This is a genomic window from Pseudomonas sp. MD330_10 (genome assembly GCF_042610415.1).
Classification (GTDB): domain Bacteria; phylum Pseudomonadota; class Gammaproteobacteria; order Pseudomonadales; family Pseudomonadaceae; genus Aquipseudomonas; species Aquipseudomonas rhodesiae.
This window is the reverse complement of the sequence record NZ_JBHGZU010000007.1, coordinates 202,116-221,176: the sequence shown is the minus strand read 5'-3', so window position 1 is coordinate 221,176 and position 19,061 is coordinate 202,116. Positions and strand designations below refer to the sequence as shown.

Annotated in this window: 18 protein-coding genes; 10 read left to right on the top strand and 8 right to left on the bottom strand. The window is 60.7% G+C overall.

The features are described 5' to 3' along the window. Positions 1-51 precede the first annotated feature (51 nt). Both ACFZPT_RS13975 and ACFZPT_RS13970 read left to right on the top strand, forming a co-directional pair. Positions 52-936 carry a DMT family transporter gene (locus ACFZPT_RS13975; protein ID WP_034099538.1) on the top strand — a complete coding sequence of 295 codons (885 nt, stop codon included), beginning with the start codon at positions 52-54 and terminating at the stop codon, positions 934-936. Between the two features lie 130 nt (positions 937-1,066). Continuing rightward, positions 1,067-1,348 (top strand): hypothetical protein, encoded by a 282-nt coding sequence (locus ACFZPT_RS13970; RefSeq protein WP_040269035.1) that lies wholly within the window; start codon positions 1,067-1,069, stop codon positions 1,346-1,348. A gap of 36 nt (positions 1,349-1,384) precedes the next feature. Here the strand turns inward: ACFZPT_RS13970 and ACFZPT_RS13965 are convergent, their stop codons facing one another. After that, a complete protein-coding gene (locus ACFZPT_RS13965; protein WP_034099542.1) occupies positions 1,385-1,672 on the bottom strand; it encodes a SelT/SelW/SelH family protein in 288 nt (95 codons plus the stop codon). Between the two features lie 84 nt (positions 1,673-1,756). Here ACFZPT_RS13965 and ACFZPT_RS13960 point away from each other — a divergent pair, with 84 nt between their 5' ends. Next, on the top strand, positions 1,757-3,946 hold the full coding sequence (locus ACFZPT_RS13960) for a patatin-like phospholipase family protein (RefSeq protein WP_099311991.1): 2,190 nt from the start codon (positions 1,757-1,759) through the stop codon (positions 3,944-3,946). Between the two features lie 86 nt (positions 3,947-4,032). Here the strand turns inward: ACFZPT_RS13960 and ACFZPT_RS13955 are convergent, their stop codons facing one another. After that, complete coding sequence (locus tag ACFZPT_RS13955) at positions 4,033-4,467, bottom strand: MarR family transcriptional regulator (RefSeq protein WP_034099546.1); 435 nt, start codon at positions 4,465-4,467, stop codon at positions 4,033-4,035. Between the two features lie 121 nt (positions 4,468-4,588). Beyond that, positions 4,589-6,715: a DNA helicase RecQ gene (gene recQ, locus ACFZPT_RS13950; RefSeq protein ID WP_099311988.1), complete on the bottom strand. Its 2,127-nt coding sequence runs from the start codon at positions 6,713-6,715 to the stop codon at positions 4,589-4,591. A gap of 274 nt (positions 6,716-6,989) precedes the next feature. Between recQ and ACFZPT_RS13945 the strand changes: the two genes are divergently transcribed. The 3 genes from ACFZPT_RS13945 (at position 6,990) to ACFZPT_RS13935 (ending at position 11,571) form a co-directional block, all read left to right on the top strand. After that, a complete protein-coding gene (locus ACFZPT_RS13945; protein WP_034099550.1) occupies positions 6,990-7,577 on the top strand; it encodes a YecA family protein in 588 nt (195 codons plus the stop codon). Positions 7,578-7,597: 20 nt separating this feature from the next. Further along, on the top strand, positions 7,598-7,981 hold the full coding sequence (locus ACFZPT_RS13940) for a YbaN family protein (protein ID WP_034099551.1): 384 nt from the start codon (positions 7,598-7,600) through the stop codon (positions 7,979-7,981). Between the two features lie 119 nt (positions 7,982-8,100). Beyond that, positions 8,101-11,571: a PAS domain-containing hybrid sensor histidine kinase/response regulator gene (locus tag ACFZPT_RS13935; protein WP_099311986.1), complete on the top strand. Its 3,471-nt coding sequence runs from the start codon at positions 8,101-8,103 to the stop codon at positions 11,569-11,571. Between the two features lie 20 nt (positions 11,572-11,591). Here ACFZPT_RS13935 and rmuC read toward each other — a convergent pair whose 3' ends face one another. Together rmuC and ACFZPT_RS13925 are read right to left on the bottom strand one after the other, a co-directional pair. Then, positions 11,592-12,956, bottom strand: coding sequence for a DNA recombination protein RmuC (gene rmuC / locus ACFZPT_RS13930; RefSeq protein ID WP_177449819.1), 1,365 nt, complete (start codon positions 12,954-12,956; stop codon positions 11,592-11,594). 175 nt (positions 12,957-13,131) lie between these two features. Further along, on the bottom strand, positions 13,132-13,455 hold the full coding sequence (locus ACFZPT_RS13925; protein ID WP_034138870.1) for a hypothetical protein: 324 nt from the start codon (positions 13,453-13,455) through the stop codon (positions 13,132-13,134). A 455-nt stretch (positions 13,456-13,910) separates the two neighbouring features. Here ACFZPT_RS13925 and ACFZPT_RS13920 point away from each other — a divergent pair, with 455 nt between their 5' ends. The 4 genes from ACFZPT_RS13920 (at position 13,911) to ACFZPT_RS13905 (ending at position 17,073) form a co-directional block, all read left to right on the top strand. Beyond that, positions 13,911-14,216: a hypothetical protein gene (locus ACFZPT_RS13920; protein ID WP_034114754.1), complete on the top strand. Its 306-nt coding sequence runs from the start codon at positions 13,911-13,913 to the stop codon at positions 14,214-14,216. A 441-nt stretch (positions 14,217-14,657) separates the two neighbouring features. Further along, positions 14,658-14,882: a hypothetical protein gene (locus ACFZPT_RS13915; protein WP_007898912.1), complete on the top strand. Its 225-nt coding sequence runs from the start codon at positions 14,658-14,660 to the stop codon at positions 14,880-14,882. Between the two features lie 281 nt (positions 14,883-15,163). Further along, the gene (locus ACFZPT_RS13910; RefSeq protein WP_040269040.1) at positions 15,164-15,646 is read left to right on the top strand and encodes a hypothetical protein; all 483 of its coding nucleotides are present in this window, start codon (positions 15,164-15,166) and stop codon (positions 15,644-15,646) included. Positions 15,647-15,792: 146 nt separating this feature from the next. Further along, positions 15,793-17,073 carry an OmpP1/FadL family transporter gene (locus tag ACFZPT_RS13905; protein WP_034099563.1) on the top strand — a complete coding sequence of 427 codons (1,281 nt, stop codon included), beginning with the start codon at positions 15,793-15,795 and terminating at the stop codon, positions 17,071-17,073. A gap of 66 nt (positions 17,074-17,139) precedes the next feature. On the opposite strand, the gene ACFZPT_RS13900 is transcribed toward ACFZPT_RS13905, so the two are convergent. The 3 genes from ACFZPT_RS13900 to ACFZPT_RS13890 are packed head-to-tail and all read right to left on the bottom strand — an operon-like array spanning position 17,140 to position 19,054. Beyond that, on the bottom strand, positions 17,140-17,691 hold the full coding sequence (locus ACFZPT_RS13900; RefSeq protein WP_034099565.1) for a glutathione peroxidase: 552 nt from the start codon (positions 17,689-17,691) through the stop codon (positions 17,140-17,142). Positions 17,692-17,726: 35 nt separating this feature from the next. After that, complete coding sequence (locus ACFZPT_RS13895) at positions 17,727-17,849, bottom strand: hypothetical protein (protein ID WP_256593230.1); 123 nt, start codon at positions 17,847-17,849, stop codon at positions 17,727-17,729. After that, the gene (locus tag ACFZPT_RS13890; RefSeq protein WP_034099567.1) at positions 17,846-19,054 is read right to left on the bottom strand and encodes an MFS transporter; all 1,209 of its coding nucleotides are present in this window, start codon (positions 19,052-19,054) and stop codon (positions 17,846-17,848) included. The genes ACFZPT_RS13895 and ACFZPT_RS13890 overlap by 4 nt, the downstream gene beginning before the upstream one ends. Between the last annotated feature and the right edge of the window lie 7 nt (positions 19,055-19,061).

Genomic DNA, 19,061 nt, shown 5'->3' with positions numbered 1-19,061 from the left:
CCCAAGCCACTAGACTGCGAGCCTGTCACTCTCGTGGTTTGAAGGAACGCAATGACTCCCCGCACAGCCCTGGGCGCCCTGCATATCGGCGCATTGATGTTTGGCCTTACCGGCGTATTCGGCAAACTGGCGGCCGCTTCGCCAGCCATCATCGTGTTTGGTCGCGCCGTGTTTGCCGTGCTCGCCCTGGCGGTGTTCGCCCGGTTCGCCAGCCGCGCTCCGTGGAAGCACCTGGAGCGGCGCGACTGGCGTCGGCTGCTGGTCAGCGGCGTGTTGCTAGCGGCGCACTGGGTGACATTTTTTCTTGCGGTCAAGGTGGCCGGTGTGGCGGTCGCGACTCTGGGGTTCACAGCGTTCCCGGCGTTTACGGTCATTCTGGAAGGGCTGATATTCCGCGAGCGTATTCGCGCCAACGAAGTACTGCTGGTGGTACTGGTCACGATCGGCCTGGTGCTGGTGACCCCCGACTTCAACCTGGCCAGTGAAGCCACCGGCGGCCTGCTCTGGGGCATCCTTTCCGGCTTGTTGTTTTCCCTGTTGTCGCTGAACAACCGCGCCGGCTCCGGGCGCATTCCGGCGGTGCAGGCGGCGCTGTGCCAGAACCTGGTAGTCGCGGCGTGCCTGTTGCCGGTAGCCGCACCGGGCCTGGCGCATGTGCGAGCGCTGGACTGGTTGTGGATCGGCCTGCTCGGCGTGTTCTGCACCGGCCTGGCCCACAGCCTGTTTGTCGCCAGCCTGGCGGTGATCAAGGCGCGTACGGCGTCGGTGGTGTTTGCCATGGAGCCGGTCTACGGCATCACCATGGCGTGGCTGCTGTTTGCCGAAACGCCGACCCTGCGCATGCTGCTGGGGGGCGCCTTGATCATCGTCGCCATCGTGATTTCCGGCCTGATGAGCAGCGCCGGCCCGGCCAAACAACCGACCGCAACGGCCTGATCTATACTCCGGGCATCCGCAACAGTCTGTCGTCGTTCAACGGATAACGGCTCCTCGACGACAGCCAGGGCATTTTCCGCAGTTGCTGCAAGCGAGTGGTCACTCCCTTAACGCTATGCAGGACTTGATCATGGAAATGCTCATTAACGTGTTGGTTCAAATCGTCAGCGGCGCTGTTGGCGGAAACATCGCCGGCATGACCAAACAAAGCCTGGGTACCGGGCTTAACACGATGTTGGGCGGTGTCGGCGGGCTGGTTCTGGGTCAGCTTGTCTCGGCATTGACCGGTACTCCAGGCGGCGAAGCGCTGGATGTGGCGGCCGTTGGCGGCAATATCCTCGGCGGCGGCGTGGGCGGTGCGGTGTTGACCTGGGTTGTCGGATTCATCAAACAGAAGTTGGACGCCAGATAGCGCTCAGTTCACCGCCCCTTGCACGGGGCGGTGACGTCATTGGGGACGGTCGTTGTGGCCCAGATCGCGCGCCGGGTCGATCTGGTCGCGCACCCGCTGCTTGAGCACCTTGGCCTCGGGGAAACCGCCGTCGGCCTTGCGCTCCCAAATCTGCACACCGTCACAGGTGATATGGAACGTGCCACCGGTAGCCGGCACCAGTGAGACCTTACCCAGGTCATCGGCAAATGTGCTCAGCAGTTCCTGGGCCAGCCACGCGGCACGCAGCAGCCACTGGCATTGGGTGCAATAGGTGATGACGACCTCGGGTTTAATCGACGACATAATTTGACAGGTTCCTGGCATAACGGACGCGGAGGATCGGGTGGCTATAATAGCGGCCTTTATCGTCCAGCTCCGAGATTCAAGATGCGCCGCCTGCTGTCCTGCCTGTTTTTGTGCCTGCTCCCCCTCCTTGCCCATGCCGTGGACGCTCCGCGCCCGAAGGTCGGCCTGGTGCTGTCTGGCGGCGCCGCCCGAGGCCTGGCCCATATCGGGGTGCTCAAGGCGCTGGAAGAGCAAGGCATCCAGATCGATGCGATCGCCGGCACCAGCATGGGCGCGGTGATTGGTGGGCTGTATGCCTCCGGCTACAAGATCGACGAGTTGGAAAAACTCGCATTGAACATCGATTGGCAACAGGCGCTCTCCGACGCACCGCCGCGCGAAGACGTGCCGTTTCGCCGCAAGCAGGATGACCGGGACTTCCTGGTCAAGCAGAAGCTCAGTTTCCGCGATGACGGCAGCCTCGGCCTGCCGCTGGGGGTAATCCAGGGCCAGAACCTGGCGCTGCTGCTGGAAAGCATGTTCGCCCACAGCAGCAACACCCGCGATTTCGACAAACTGCCGATCCCTTTCCGCGCGGTGGCCACCGATATCACCACCGGTGAAAAAGTCGTCTTCGGCAAGGGCCACTTGCCCAAGGTGATCCGCGCGAGTATGTCGATCCCAGCCGTGTTCGCCCCGGTGGAGCTAGACGGCCGGCTGCTAGTGGACGGCGGCATGACCGATAACATCCCGCTGGATGTCGCGCGGGAGATGGGCGTGGATATCGCCATCGTGGTGGACATCGGCACCCCGCTACGCTCGCGCAAGCAACTGGCCACGGTGGTGGACGTACTCAACCAGTCCATCACCCTGATGACCCGGCGCAATTCCGAAGAGCAACTCAAAGCCCTGCAACCCAGGGATGTGCTGATCCAGCCGCCGCTGGCAGCCTATGGCGTGACCGATTTCGGCCGCGCCAAGGACATGATCGACGCCGGCTACCGCGCCACCCGCGCCCTCGACGTGCGCCTGGCGCACCTGCGTCCGGCTGCGCCGATCGACCCGCAGCTGGTGGCCGCGCGCACGCCGGGCGAGCGCACCCCGGTCATCACCGCCATCACCGTGGAGAACGACTCGAAAGTCAGCGACGACGTGATCCGCTACTACATCCGCCAACCCTTGGGCGAACCGCTCAATCTGGGTCGCCTGCAAACCGACATGGGCACCTTGTATGGCCTGGACTACTTCGATCAGGTGCAATACCGCGTGATCAAGAAAGGCCAGGACAACACCCTTGTAATCAGCGCCCACGGCAAACGCAGCGGCACCGACTACCTGCGCCTGGGGCTGAACCTGTCGGATGACATGCGCGGCGACAGTGCCTTCAACCTGGGCGCCAGCTACCGCATCAACGGCATCAACCGCCTTGGCGCGGAATGGCTGACGCGCGTGCAGATCGGCGACCGCCAAGAGCTGTACAGCGAGTTCTACCAACCGATGGACGCCGGTTCGCGTTACTTCGTCGCGCCCTATATCAGCGCCCAGGCACAGAACGTCGAGCTGATCCTGGATAACGACCCCATCTCCGAATATCGCCTGGAACGTTACGGCTTCGGCCTGAATGTGGGGCGGCAGATCGGTAACAGCGGTGAGATTCGCTTCGGTGTCGGCGAAGCCTGGGGCCAGGCGGACGTACGCATCGGCGACCGCGACCTGCCGAGCGTGAGCTTCAGCGAAGGCTTCTATGAGCTGAAATACTCCTTCGACTCTCTGGACAACGTGTACTTCCCCCACTCCGGTGAAGACATCGGCCTGGCTTATCGCGAATTCGAACCGGGGTTAGGCTCGGATCAACGCTACCGTCAATGGGAGTTCAAACTCGACAAAGCCATGAGCCACGGCCCGGACACTTTGGTGCTGGGCGGACGTTACGGGCGCACCCTGGACGATTCGGACGTGGTGATTTCCAGCTTCCTGCTCGGCGGTGCCAGACAGCTGTCAGGCTTTCGCCAGGACGCGATCTCGGGGCAAAACATCAGCCTGATGCGCGCCGTGTACTACCGCCGGCTGACGCCGCGTTCGTACTTGCCGCTGGATTTCCCGCTGTACCTGGGCGCGTCTCTGGAACGTGGGCGGGCGTGGAACAACGACAATGAATTCGACAGCGGCTATATCAACGCCGCGAGTGTTTTCCTCGGGTTCGACACGCCACTGGGGCCACTGAATTTCAGTTATGGCTTCAACGATGATAACCAGAAGGCGGTGTACCTGAACCTGGGGCAGACTTTCTAGGGAGCCTGCGCGCATAGGGTCAATGCGGCAGGTTTTTAAGATGGGGTGAGCCTGCTCATCACAACAGGCTCAGCCATCTGCGCAGCTCAGGACTTTTCCAGATTCGCCAGAATATGCGCATGCACCCGCATGCACACACGCAGGTCCGCCTCGTTTACGCCGGCAAACAGCTCGTGACGCAACTCGGTGGCAATGGTTTCAATTTGATCGATCAGAGGACGGGCGCTGTCGCACAGCAGGATGCGCTTTGCGCGACGGTCTTCGAGCACCGCCTGGCGTTGCACCAGGCCCTGGCCTTCAAGGCTGTCGAGCAGCCTTGCAAGGGTCGGCCCCTCTACCCCGACGCTCTGGGCCAGCTCACGCTGAGTAGGAGCTTCTTCGAAACGGGCCAGGTGCAACAGCACCAGCCAACGCGCCTGGGACAGGCCCAGCCCCGCCAAACGGCGGTCCAGCTCGGCGCGCCAACCTCGGGACATTTGCGCCAGCTGCATGCCAAAACGGTGTTGATCGGTTAACGGCATAAAAAACTCATGTTTTAGACTGAAAATAAAATGTGGCTAATTATTAGTCAGCTAAGCATGAGCCTTGCCCTTAGGCAAGCGCCGCTCAGTACTGATCTGTGACATTGTCGTAATTGACACATTAAATTTCGAATTCTGACTGCAAAGCGGCTCGCACGCAGTACAGAACCCCCTCCGGCACACGCCCGGTAAACAACGGTGCGATCTCCGCGACAGCTGGCAATTCGCCTTCGCCGTCAAGGAAAGCGTCCTGGATCTCACCCAGCAAATCTTCCGGTAAATCCAGTGCTTGCTCCAACGACAACTGTTGCTTGCCGATGGATTCGGCGAGCAAGGTGTAGACGTTTTTTTCCGAGCATTGCAGTTGGCCGGCGATCTGGATCGGGGTCATTCCGGCGCGGGCCAGGCTGATCAATTCGTGGCGAATGTCGGCCACTTCCTTGGGCGCCTCGGCCTGACCACCGAGCACTTCGAGAAAGGCCTGGCCATAGCGCTCCAGCTTGCGCGCGCCCACGCCGCTGACGCGGGCCATTTCCGCCAGGGAGGCGGGTTGCTCGCGCAACATTTCCAGCAAGGTGGAGTCCGGAAAGATAACGTACGGCGGCACACTGTGTTCCTGTGCGAGTTTGCGCCGCAGGGCGCGCAAGGCTTCCCACTGCTCGCGCTCTTCCCCGCGCACCAGTTGGCTGGCCTGGCTGGTGCTGCTTTTGGCGGTGGTCTGCGGCTTGAGATCGCGGCGCAGTTCCAGGCTCACTTCACCCTTGAGCAGTGGCCGGCAACTGTCGTTAAGGCGCAGCCCGCCGTACCCTTCAAGGTCGATGTCCACCAGGCCGCGGGCCACCATTTGCCGGAACAACGAGCGCCACTCGCCTTCGGCGCGGGCCTTGCCGACGCCGTAAACCGAGAGTTTTTCGTGGCCAAAGCTGCGAACTTTTTCGTTGTCCTTGCCCAGCAACACATCCACCAGATGGCCCACGCCGTAACGCTGACCGGTTCGGTAGATCGCCGACAACCCCTGGCGCGCCGGTTCGGTGGCGTCCCAGGTCTGCACGCCGTCCACGCAGTTGTCGCAATGCCCGCAGGGCTCGGGCATGTCTTCGTCGAAATAAGCCAGCAGCGTCTGACGGCGGCAACGGGTCTCTTCGCACAGCGAGAGCATGGCATCGAGCTTGTGCTGTTCCAGGCGCTTGTGGCGCTCATCGCCTTCGGAGTTCTGCAGCATTTGCTTGAGCATCACCACGTCTTGCAGGCCGTAGACCATCCACGCATCCGCCGGCAGACCATCACGGCCGGCACGTCCGGTTTCCTGGTAATAAGCTTCCAACGACTTGGGCAGGTCCATGTGGGCGACAAAGCGCACGTTGGATTTGTCGATGCCCATACCAAACGCAATGGTCGCCACCATGATCAAGCCTTCCTCGTTGAGGAAACGCTTCTGATGATAGGCGCGCAGGTCGTTCGGCAGGCCGGCGTGGTAAGGCAAGGCTGGGTAACCCTGTTCACACAGAAACGCGGCCACTTCGTCGACTTTCTTGCGCGACAGGCAATAGACAATACCCGCATCGCTGCGCCGCTCGGACAGGAACGCCAACAGCTGCTTGCGCGGCTGCTCCTTGGGCACGATGCGGTAGAAAATGTTCGGCCGGTCGAAGCTCGACAGGAAGCGCTCGGCGTTCTGCAAATGCAGGCGTTCGACGATTTCTTCGCGGGTACGTTTGTCGGCCGTGGCGGTCAGCGCAATGCGCGGCACGTCGGGGAACAGTTCCGCCAGTTGGCCCAGTTGCAGGTATTCGCGCCGGAAATCGTGGCCCCATTGCGAGACGCAGTGCGCCTCATCAATCGCGAACAGGGCAATTTCCAGCCCCTGCAGGAACGCCAGCATGCGCGGCTGCACCAGCCGCTCCGGGGCGAGGTAGAGCATTTTGACTTCACCGCGTTTGATCCGCGCGGCCAGGTCGCGTTGTTGCTCGGCGCTGAGGGTAGAGTTCAGGGAAGCAGCGGCCACGCCGAGTTCCTCAAGGGTTGCCACTTGGTCGTCCATCAAAGCGATCAACGGCGATACCACCACCGCCAACCCGTTGCGCAACAGCGCCGGCACCTGGAAGCACAACGACTTGCCGCCGCCGGTAGGCATCAGCACCAGGGCATCGCCGCCACTGGCCACGCGCTCAATGATCGCACCCTGACGGCCACGAAAACTGTCGTAGCCGAAGATGTCCTTGAGGACGCGTTGAGCCTGCTCGAGCATGTAGAACTCCAAAAAAGTGCCGAAACCCTCCGTATAGGCTGGCCGAAAAAAAACGCGGCCTCGGAAAATAATCCGTAAGCGAAGTTTTCTCGGGCGGGCTCCTGGCCGGTAGGGGCATCACAAAACGCGGCAGTATACCCGAGCGTCATCCGGCAAAGGGCGCCACTGACGAATTGCAGCCCGTCTTTAAAACCGGGCAAATGTGCATGGCGGCTGGCCTGTGGGCGCAAGAACGCCTAGAATTCAGCATCGTTTATCCCCAAGGTAGTCCTTCATGTCCTTCGCTGAGCAACTAACCCGCCTGCAAGCCTTCCTCGACGCCGATGAGCTGCATGAGGAGGCGCTGGACTATGTGGCCGCCCACGGCTACCTGACCGCCCTGTCCATCTGCTCCGAGGTCGTGCCCGACCGCGAATGGATCGACGCGCTGTTCGCCGAAGAACCCCACTACGCCGACGCCGCCCAGCGCGAAGAAATCGAGTCCACCCTGGTGGCCCTGAAGGCCCATATCGGTCGCCAACTGGCATCCGACGAGGAATTCGAGCTGCCGTGCGAGCTGGACTTGGGCGATGACCCGGACGACTCCGACCTGCGCGGCTGGTGCATCGGTTTCATGGAAGGCGTGTTCCTGCGTGAAGCGGCCTGGTTCGAAACCGCCGAGGAAGAGGTCAGCGAGATGCTGCTGCCGATCATGGTCGGTTCGGGCCTGTTCGAAGAAGAGGCGGAATTTTCCGACATCGCTTCCGACGCCAACCTGATGGACGACATGATCGTACAGATCCCGGAAGCCCTGACCGCCCTGTACCTGCTGTGCAACGCCCCTGATGAAAAACCGGCGATCCTCAAGCCACGTCACCACTGAGTCGCTCGCCCGTGACACCCATGGGCAAGCGTTCGCCGCTGCTGCGCTACGCACTGCTGGCCATCGGCTGGCTGAGCGTGGCCCTGGGCGTGATCGGTATTTTCCTACCGGTCCTGCCCACTACCCCCTTCCTCTTGCTCGCCGCCGCCTGCTTCGCGCGAAGCTCCCCGCGGTTCTACCAGTGGCTGGTGGAACACCCGCGCCTGGGCCCGTGGATTCGTGACTATCTGGATGGCAATGGCATCCCGCTCAAGGGCAAGGTCTACGCCATCGGCCTGATGTGGCTGAGCATCGGTATTTCCTGCTATCTGGTGCCACTACCTTGGGCACGCGGGTTCATGCTGACCAGCGCCGTGCTGGTGACTGTCTATATCCTGCGCCAGAAAACCCTGCCGCCGCGCTGAACGCCGTGTGCGACATAAGATCCCACACGACCTTGGTCGACACTGACTAACCCCGAGCATCATGCGAGACTGTCCCACCGGGCCTGGAATGCCTGGGTGTTCTTTTGTTCGGAGTTCCCATGACGCTGTCCAGTGGGCTGATCGCCACCGTCGCCCTGGCCTATATGGCCATTATGTTTGCCATCGCTTTCTACGGCGACCGTCGCCATGCGCCACTGCCGCCGCGCATGCGTGCCTGGGTGTACAGTCTTTCGCTGGCGGTTTACTGCACCAGTTGGACCTTCTTCGGCGCTGTCGGCCAGGCTGCCGAACAGTTGTGGGCATTTATACCGATCTACCTGGGACCGGTGCTGTTGCTGGTATTGGCACCTTGGGTCCTGCAAAAGATGGTGCTGATCAGCAAGCAGGAAAACATTACTTCCATCGCCGACTTTATCGCGGCGCGGTATGGCAAATCCCAATCCCTGGCGGTGGTGGTGGCGTTGATCTGCCTGGTGGGCGTGCTGCCGTATATCGCCCTGCAGCTCAAAGGCATTGTGCTGGGGGTCAACCTGTTGATCGGCGCCGGGGCCGACACCACAGGCACGCGCGCTCAGGACACCGCGCTGATCGTGTCGCTGGTACTGGCGTTGTTCACCATCGTGTTTGGTACGCGCAACCTCGATGCCACCGAACACCATCGCGGCATGGTGTTGGCCATTGCCTTTGAGTCCCTGGTCAAGCTGTTCGCTTTTCTCGCGGTGGGTGCGTTCGTGACCTACGGCCTGTACGACGGCTTCGGCGACCTGCTCGACCAGGCGATGCTCACCCCTCGCCTGGAGGAATACTGGCAAGAGACCGTTAACTGGCCATCCATGGTGGTGCAGACCGGGGTGGCCATGATGGCGATCATCTGCCTGCCCCGGCAGTTTCATGTGACTGTGGTGGAAAATATCGAGCCTCAGGACCTGCGCCTGGCCAAGTGGGTGTTTCCGGCCTATCTGGTGCTGGCCGCGCTGTTTGTGATCCCCATTGCCCTCGGCGGCAAGATGCTGCTGCCGGCCTCGGTACTGCCGGACTCTTACGTGATCAGCCTGCCCATGGCCGAAGCCCATCCAGCGCTGGCGGTACTGGCGTTTATCGGTGGCGCGTCGGCGGCTACCGGCATGGTGATCGTGGCGAGCATCGCGTTATCCACCATGGTGTCCAACGACATGTTGCTGCCATGGCTGTTGCGCCGCTCCAGCGCCGAGCGGCCGTTCGAGGTGTTCCGCCACTGGATGCTGTCGGTGCGTCGGGTGAGCATCGTGATCATCCTGTTGCTGGCGTACGTCAGTTACCGCCTGCTGGGCTCCACGGCGAGCCTGGCGACCATCGGCCAGATCGCCTTCGCCGCCGTGACCCAATTGGCGCCGGCGATGCTCGGCGCGCTGTATTGGAAGCAGGCAAACCGGCGCGGAGTGTTTGCCGGTCTCGCTGCAGGCACGTTCCTGTGGTTCTACACCTTGGTCCTACCGGTTACCGCGAAAAGTCTGGGATGGTCGCTAAGCCTGTTCCCAGGGCTGACGTGGATGCATTCCCACCCGCTAGGGCTGTCCGTGACTTCGCTGACCCTGGGCACGGTGTTCTCCCTGGCGGGCAACTTCACGCTGTTCGTGTGGGTGTCGATGCTGTCGCGCACGCGGGTGTCCGAGCACTGGCAGGCCGGGCGCTTTATCGGCCAGGAAATCAGCCAGCGTGCCAGCGCCCGTTCGATGCTGTCGGTGCAGATCAGCGACCTGCTCAGCCTGGCCGCGCGTTTCGTGGGTGAAGAGCGCGCGCAGCAAAGCTTTATCCGTTTTGCCTATCGCCAGGGCAAAGGCTTCAACCCCAACCAGAATGCCGACAACGACTGGATCGCCCACACCGAACGCCTGCTGGCCGGCGTGCTCGGCGCTTCTTCGACGCGCGCGGTGGTAAAAGCCGCGATTGAAGGTCGGGACATGCAACTGGAGGACGTAGTACGCATCGCCGACGAAGCCTCGGAAGTGCTGCAGTTCAACCGCGCCCTGCTGCAGGGCGCCATCGAGAACATCACCCAGGGCATCAGCGTGGTGGACCAGTCTCTCAAACTGGTGGCCTGGAACCGGCGTTATCTGGAGTTGTTCAATTACCCGGAGGGCCTGATCAGCGTAGGCCGGCCGATTGCCGACATCATCCGGTACAACGCCGAGCGTGGCCTGTGCGGGCCGGGCGAAGCCGAGGTGCATGTGGCGCGGCGTCTGCACTGGATGCGCCAGGGCCGTGCGCACACGTCCGAGCGCTTGTTTCCCAATGGCCGCGTGATCGAACTGATCGGCAACCCGATGCCTGGCGGTGGCTTTGTCATGAGCTTCACTGACATCACCGCGTTCCGTGAAGCCGAACAGGCCCTGACCGAGGCCAACGAGGGCCTGGAACAACGGGTTACCGAACGCACCCATGAACTGTCGCAGCTTAACCTGGCCCTCACCGACGCCAAGAGCGTGGCCGAAACCGCCAGCCAGTCGAAAACCCGCTTTCTGGCGGCGGTCAGCCATGACTTGATGCAGCCGTTGAACGCCGCGCGCCTGTTCTCCGCCGCCCTCTCCCACCAAAGCGACGGACTCTCCGACGAGGCACGGCAACTGGTGCAGCATCTGGACAGTTCGCTGCGTTCGGCCGAAGACCTGATCAGCGATCTGCTGGATATCTCGCGCCTGGAAAACGGCAAGATCAACCCGCAACGCCAGCCGTTCGTTCTCAACGAGCTGTTCGACACCCTGGGCGCCGAATTCAAGGCGTTGGCCCAGGAGCAAGGTTTGCGCTTCCGCCTGCGCGGCAGCTGTTTACGGGTGGACAGCGACATCAAGTTGCTGAGGCGCATCCTGCAGAATTTTCTCACCAATGCCTTCCGTTATGCCGACGGCCCGGTGCTGCTCGGCGTAAGGCGTCGCGAAGGCGAACTCTGCCTGGAAGTGTGGGACCGCGGCCCCGGTATCCCGCCGGATAAGCAAAAGGTGATCTTCGAAGAGTTCAAACGCCTGGACAGCCACCAGACCCGCGCGGAAAAGGGCCTGGGCCTGGGCTTGGCGATTGCCGACGGCCTGTGCCGCGTGCTGGGTCACCGCCTGAGCGTGCGCTCATGGCCCGGCAAGGGCAGCGTGTTCAGCGTGAGTGTGCCGCTGGCGCGCAACCAGGCCAGCCCGCTACACAAGCCAGCACAGGAAAACGGCTTGCCGCTCAGCGGCGCGCAGGTGCTGTGCGTGGATAACGAAGAGAGCATCCTGATCGGCATGCGCAGCCTATTGACCCGTTGGGGTTGCGAAGTGTGGACGGCCAGGGATCAGGCTGAATGCGCGGCGCTGCTGGCCGAGGGAGTACGACCACAACTGGCGCTGGTGGATTACCACCTGGACCATGGCGAAACCGGCACGGAATTGATGGGCTGGCTGCGCACGCAGTTGGCCGAACCGATTCCCGGCGTAGTCATCAGCGCCGACGGGCGCCCGGAGAGCGTGGCCGAAGTGCATGCGGCGGGCTTGGACTATTTGGCCAAACCCGTCAAACCGGCGGCGTTGCGGGCTCTGTTGAGTCGGCATCTGCCGTTGTAGGGCAAGTGTGTGCGGGGCGATTATTCAGGCAGATGCGCCACGCCGTCCGCATCGGTCATCGCCCGCTCCAACAGATCCGCCGGCAGGCTTTTGCTGGCACGCGCCCCGAGCAATCTGAGCTGCTCGGTGCGGCTGACCAGGTTGCCGCGTCCATCTGTCAGCTTGTTTCGCGCGGCGCTGTAAGCTTTATCCAATTGCTGTAGACGGTTGCCCACTTCATCCAGGTCTTGGATAAACAGCACGAACTTGTCGTACAGCCAGCCGGCGCGTTCGGCGATCTCACGGGCGTTCTGGCTTTGGCGCTCCTGCTTCCACAGGCTGTCGATCACCCGCAGCGTGGCCAATAACGTGGTGGGGCTGACGATGACGATATGCCGGTCGAAGGCCTCCTGAAACAGGTTCGGCTCAGCCTGCAGCGCGGCGGAAAAAGCCGCTTCGATCGGCACGAACAACAACACGAAATCCAGACTGTGCAGACCTTCCAGGCGCTTGTAGTCTTTGCTGGCCAAGCCTTTGACGTGATTGCGCAGGGACAGTACATGCTGTTTCAACGCCGCCTGGCCGATCACCTGATCTTCGGCCGCGACGAACTGCTGGTACGCGGTCAGGCTGACCTTGGAATCCACCACCACTTGCTTGTCACCGGGCAGCATGATCAGCACATCCGGCTGGAAGCGCTCGCCGTCCGGGCCTTTGAGGCTGACCTGGGTCTGGTACTCGCGGCCTTTCTCCAGGCCCGCGTGCTCCAGCACCCGCTCAAGAATCAGTTCGCCCCAGTTGCCCTGGGTTTTCTGGCCCTTCAGCGCACGGGTCAGGTTGGTGGCTTCGTCCGATAGACGTAGGTTCAGTTGCTGCAGGCGTTCAAGCTCCTTGGCCAAAGAGAAACGCTCGCGCGCTTCGTTCTGATAGCTTTCTTCCACACGTTTTTCGAAGGACTGAATGCGCTCTTTCAGCGGATCGAGCAACTGGCCCAGGCGTTCCTGGCTGGTCTCGGCGAAACGCTGCTCACGCTCATCGAAGATCTTGCCGGCCAACTCGGCGAACTGCGCACGCAACTCATCGCGCGAGCCTTGCAGATCGGCCAAGCGTTGCTGATGGCTGTCCTGTTGCTCGCGCAGTTCAGCGCTCAGCGCGGCCGCCAACGCATCGAGACGACGCAATTCGGCCTCCTTGGCGCTGCGGTCGAGGTTCCAGGCGTGGGCGGCATCGCGGGCATTGTCGCGGTCGATCTGCAACAGTTCGACTTCGCGGCGCAGCGCCGCCAGATCGGCCTGCTTGGCGGTGTTGGCCTGGTTCAGGTCGCTGATTTCATCGCGACTGGCATCCAGTTGCGCGGCGAGACCTTCCTGGGCCAACTGCGCGTTGGCCAAGCGTTCTTCGAGCACTTCCCAGCCGGCCATACGCGCGCTCAGTCGCCGCTGAAGCTGCCAGCACACTGCCAACAGCGGCACTGCGGCGCCTGCAAGGCCCAGGGCAATACTGGTCCAGTCAAAAGCCATCGCCATGTCTGCCATCACCGAAAAAGAGCAAGGTTAACCAAGCACAGGGTCAGAGGACAGCTCAGTCTTCGACCTGGCGCAATTCGCGCTGGGCCCGCACGTCGCCGGCACGGGCCGCCTGGCGCAGCAGATCATGGCCGATGCGACGGTCGCGGGCACTGCCGCACTCGCGGCACATCAACTGACCCAGACGGCTCTGAGCAGCGACTACACCTTCCCGGGCAGGCTGCTTGAGCAAGCGCCCGGCGAAATGTTTGACATTGGCGCTATGCCCCAGGCGTGGGCTGTCGAGCAGCCACAGCGCGACTTTCAAGGAAAAACGCTTGGGTGCGGTAACAGTTTGGAGGGTATCGGTAACGGCAGGTGATACTGAGCGAAACTTCATAAAGCACTGTGGGACAGAACGGAAGGCGCGCCACTCTACTCTTTTTTTCGCACAGGTAAAGCTGAAAAAACCGTGCACGCCCGTGCTAGAGCAAGCGCTTGGGACAATCCACAGAAGCTGTGGATAACTCAGTGGACAACCCGCCCTCAACTGGCGCAAAGCCCCATGGAACGGGGCTCGCAGTCAAACTGACGATTTTTTCACCAATAAAAAAAAGCCAGATTTTTCATTGACTTAAATTTCCAATGCAGGCAAATGGCGCGCTTTTCCAGAAGTTGACGGCTTGGTTACATACGCTGCAACTAATGTGCACAAGTACCATGCGCCGGTTATATCGCCGCGATTTTTTAAGCGACACGCGTCAGAATTGTTACCGCCCTATCCCATTAAGGACTTTTCAGATCCTCCCAGGCTGTCCACACTGCCGGACCTGCAATGCAAGGCTGGGTGGGTCGATGAAGGGAATGCTGTTGTTCGCCGTGTTGTTACTGGCCATCTGCGCCATCTCCCTGGGAATCAATGCCGCGTTACCTTCTCCAGACGGAGCCTTGTTTGCCATCGCAATTCTGCTGTCTGCCACGTTCACTGCGGTTAGTTTGTGCATTGAGCTGGGAGAAGGACGCATCAACGACATGAGCGGCCTGATTACAGTGGTAGAAACCGGTCAATCCTTGCGTCTGACCCTGGCCGCCTACGCGTTGGGCTGCTCATTGGCGGCTGCCGCGACGGTGCTGGTCTATCGCGGCCTGCTCACAGGCTGACTGGTTTTTTGGCGAACACACTTCCCTTACCTGTTTCAATCCGTTACTATCCGCGGCGTTAGTACCAAGCTGAAAGTCAATTCTGGTCGAACAAATCCCCTGAACAACACGGGATCGACCACCTCGATGGTTTCCAGGTATCACTTGCGTCGACACTGCCTTTGAACAAGCAAAGGGTGCCGCGAAGTTTCAATACTCTGACCGAACCAACCTGCAAATTGATCAGGATCTTCACCCCGGGCCCAGAACCTTTGCCCTTGTCGTGTTGCCTGCCCTCCTAAGTACCTACCTGCCAGCCCAAGCGCGCCTTATTGAACAGCGCTTCAAACTGGCTGCTTTGTTCCAGTCGGGTTCTTCGTTTGATCAATGGTGATCAACGTCACTGGAACGTTTTAACGTTGCACGGTTCTTAACCGTGTCATTTGTAGGAACACCAATAATATGTCCACTCAAATCCATACTCAGGATGCCATTCGCACCCTTACCAACGCTTTTGCTCCAATGAACTGCCTGATCATGGCCGCTCGCAAAGGCTGCTTCAGCTTCACCCTGGTCAACGAGCATGGCATCGCCCGTCATAGCGAACGCCTGTACCCCGATCAATACTCCAGCGCAGAACCGCTGCAGGCCGTGATCGAGCGTACCCGCCAGGCACTGGTTGCCTGATCGACCCGAGTCGCTGAAACACAAAAAACCCTGTTTAACCCACAGGGTTTTTTATTGCCCGAAATAACTGTTTTACCGATTTCGGTTAAGTTCAAATAGATATAAACGATATAACTAAATGAATAAGATGTTTTAAAAACAGGCCTTTACATCACAAATATGACACTACACTTCAACTCAAGCGGCATGATCCGCTTCCGGCGAGCCTGAGATCCGATCCACCGCTGCCAAGCCCTTACTGTCTCAGGCCTCGCCTACCCCTTTTATGGATTGAGACGTTTATGGGTATCGCTGCCAGCGAATTGTGTCGATATGTGATCCGGCCGACCTTGATGTACCTCGGCCGTCACGACCCGAACGCGGAATCCCTGCTGCTGGGTATCGCCGCCAGCCAATCCGAATTGGGCTCGGCGCTGCATGATCGGCGTGGTCACGGCCTGTACAGCATTACCGAGCCGTGCCATCGCGCGTTGTGGGACACCTATTTGGCGCTGGACCCGGACCGGGCCAGCCTGGTGCGCGGCTTGGCCAGCCAGCACGCGTTTCTCAGCGCTCCTCAGCTTGAACTCACCGTCAACCTGCGTTACGCCACCGCCATCGCTTGGCTTTTGGTGGAACAACATGCCGCCGCCCTGCCACCGCCCGGCGATGTTTTAGGCATGGCGCGTATCTGGAAAGAAATTTTTCACCCTCAAGGGAGACTGCGAGATTTCACCCAAGCCTGGCAAACCTGTGTTTCGCCCAAGAAACACATGGCCTGTTGACCGGGCAATTTGCAAGATTCGGCAAAAAACGCGAATTTTGGTCGGATTGTCCTACAAAACCGCTCTATCTCCAGTATTACAGCCTGTAGCGCGTTGTGTATTTTATTGATACTTTCCGCAGCGGTGATCACCACGGAGTTCTAATAATGAAAAAAGTAATGCTCAAGACCACACTTAGCCTCGCCGTTGCCATGGCCTCCTCCCAACTGTTCGCAAGTGGTTTCGCACTCAACGAACAGAGTGTCAGTGGGATGGGTACGGGTTTCGCAGGTCGTTCATCCACTGCCGATGATGCAAGCACTGTTTACGGTAACCCAGCCGGTATGGCTCGCCTGAATGGCCAGCAAATCACTGGCGGCGTAGCAGCCATTGATGCCTCCACCGATATCAGCGACGTCAGCGGCCGCTCCCGCGGCAGCAACAAAGGCGATATGGTGCCTTTCACTGCCGTGCCTTTCGGTTTCTACACCAACAAACTCAACGATCAGTGGGCTGTCGGTTTTGGCGTGTACGCACCGTTTGGCCTGGTGACCGACTACGAAAAAGGCTTCCAGGGCCGCAGCTTCGGCAGCAACAGCGAAGTGAAAGTCATCACTTTCCAACCGACTGTCAGCTACGCCTTCAATGATCGCGTTTCGGTCGGTTTCGGCCCGACCATCAACCGCATCGCCGGTACCCTGGAATCGGACCTGTCGTTCAACCCAGCGGCGCCAGACACCAACATCAAGATCAAAGGTGATGACACCGCGCTGGGCTTCAACGTCGGCGTACTGGTACAAGCCACCGACACCACTCGCGTGGGCCTGACCTACCACTCCAAAGTCAGCTACAAGCTGGACGGCCACACCGAGGTGAGCGCACCGACCGCTACTTCGGGCCTGTTGCGTAGCAACCGCTACGACGCGTCGCTGAAGATCGACACCCCTGAGTCCTACGACCTGTCGGTGACTCAAGACCTGACCGACGCCTGGAAGCTCTATGCCGGTGCCACATGGACCCGCTGGAGCCGCCTGAAAGACATCACAGTCAAGAACGAAGGCGTCGTGGGTGGCGCAACGGGCGGCGCGCTCGCCCCCGCTCTGGTCGGCACCATCAAGGAAGAACAGAACTGGCACGATACCTGGGCCTACGCCCTGGGCACGTCGTATCAGTTGACCAAGCAGGTGGTACTGCGTACCGGCCTGACATTTGACCAGTCGCCGACCAACAACACTGACCGTTCGCCGCGTATTCCTACCGGTGACCGCACCATCTTCAGCCTGGGCCTGGGTTACGAGGTCATGCCAAACATGACGGTCGACGTGGCCTACTCCTACCTGAAGGAAGAAGACGTCAAGATTGCGCGCTCCAACCAATTGGCCAGCTACAACGCCAAGTACGAAAACAGCGCCAATGGTTTCGGCCTGGGCATGACCTATCGCTTCTGATTTCACCGAGGCGTAAAAAAGCCCCGCTCTCCTGCAAACGAGGCGGGGCTTTTCAATGGGTGTCGATCAGGGTTTGGAGGCCAGCGCCTGCTCCACCGCCTCGATCAGATCCGGACTGTCCGGCTTGGTCAGGCTGGAAAAATCGGCAATTACGTTGCCCTGGCGGTCAACCACGTACTTGTAGAAATTCCACTTCGGCGCATTGCTCTGCTGCGCCAGCACTTTGAACAAATGCACCGCGTCCGGGCCTTTGACCTTCTGCGGTTCGGTCATGGTGAAGGTCACGCCGTAGTTGACGTAGCAGACCTTGGCCGTCTCTTCGCCGGTCTTGGCTTCCTGCTTGAAATCATCGGAGGGCACGCCGATCACTTCCAAGCCCTGGTCCTTGTAGCGTTGGTACAGCGCCTCAAGACCTTTGAACTGCGGGGCGAAACCACAGAAGCTCGCGGTATTGACGATCACCAGCGGCTTGCCGGCAAAGCGCTGGCACAGATCGATGGACTCCTTGGCGCGCAACTTCGGCAATTGCCCCTCCAGCAAGGGTGGGCAGTCGGCGGCCATCGCCACACCGCCAAAGGCCGCCATCAGCACGGGTACTGCAAGCCAGCGCATCTGCATGGGGAAATATCCTTTTAAGAATTCAGGGATCGAACTTAACAGATCGACATGCCCAGTTGCATCAACGCCAGACCGCCGCGCTGCCAGCCCCACCAGGCCAGCGCCAGCAACAGCGCCACGACTGCTGCGCCGCCGAGCCAATACCAGGTCGAACTCATGCCACCTCCATTTGCGCCTGCAAACGCGCCACCGGCCGCTCGCGCACCGGCCAATTCAGGGCCGCGGCGAGCAGGCTCAACAGAATTGCCACCTGCCAGATCAAATCGTAGTTGCCGGTTCGATCATAGACCACCCCGCCCAACCACCCACCGAGGAATGAACCGAGTTGGTGGAACAGAAACACGATGCCACCGAGCATGGACAGGTTGCGTACACCAAACAGCGTCGCGACGGTGCCGTTGGTCAGCGGCACGGTGGACAGCCACAAGAAACCCATGGCCATGCCGAACAGGTAGGCCGACATCTCTGTGACCGGCGCCCACAGAAACAGCACGATCACCACCGCCCGCAGCAGGTACAAAGCCGTCAGCAGGCGCGGCTTGGACATGCGCCCGCCGAGCCAACCGGCGGTATAGGTGCCGAAAATATTGAACAGACCAATCAGCGCCAGCACCGTGGTGCCGACGGTCGCCGGCAGGTGCTGGTCCACCAGATAGGCCGGCAGGTGCACGCCGATAAATACCACTTGGAAACCGCACACAAAAAACCCAAAGGCCAGCAACCAGAACCCGGAGTGAGCGCAGGCTTCCTTGAGCGCTTCACCCAGGGTCTGCTGACCCGCCATGACCGGCAGCGGCCGATCCTTGAGCATGCTGACCAGCGGCAGAATCAACGCCACCATCAAGCCCAGCGCCAACAATGCGGCGGACCAGCCCAGCCAACCGATCAGGCCTAAGGTGCCCGGAACCATGGCGAACTGGCCGAACGACCCGGCCGCGCTGGCGATGCCCATGGCCATGCTGCGTTTTTCCGGAGCCACGGCGCGGCCCACCACCCCCAGGATCACCGAGAACGAAGTGCCCGACAGGCCGATCCCGATCAGCAAGCCCGCGCTTAGCGACAGCGACCACGCTGAATCGGACATGCCCATCAGCACCAGGCCCGCCGCGTATAAAACACCGCCAACAAACACCGCTTTGGTGGCGCCGAAGCGGTCCGCCAACGCGCCGGTGAACGGCTGCGCCAGGCCCCAGATCAGGTTCTGCAAGGCGATGGCAAAGGCGAAGGTTTCACGGCCCCAGCCGAATTCGGTACTCATCGGCGCGAGAAACAGGCCGAACCCGTGCCGCACACCCAACGATAACGCCAGGATCAGCGCACTCCCCAAAAGAACCCAGCCACTGGTGCGCCACATCGAGGTCATTTCTTAT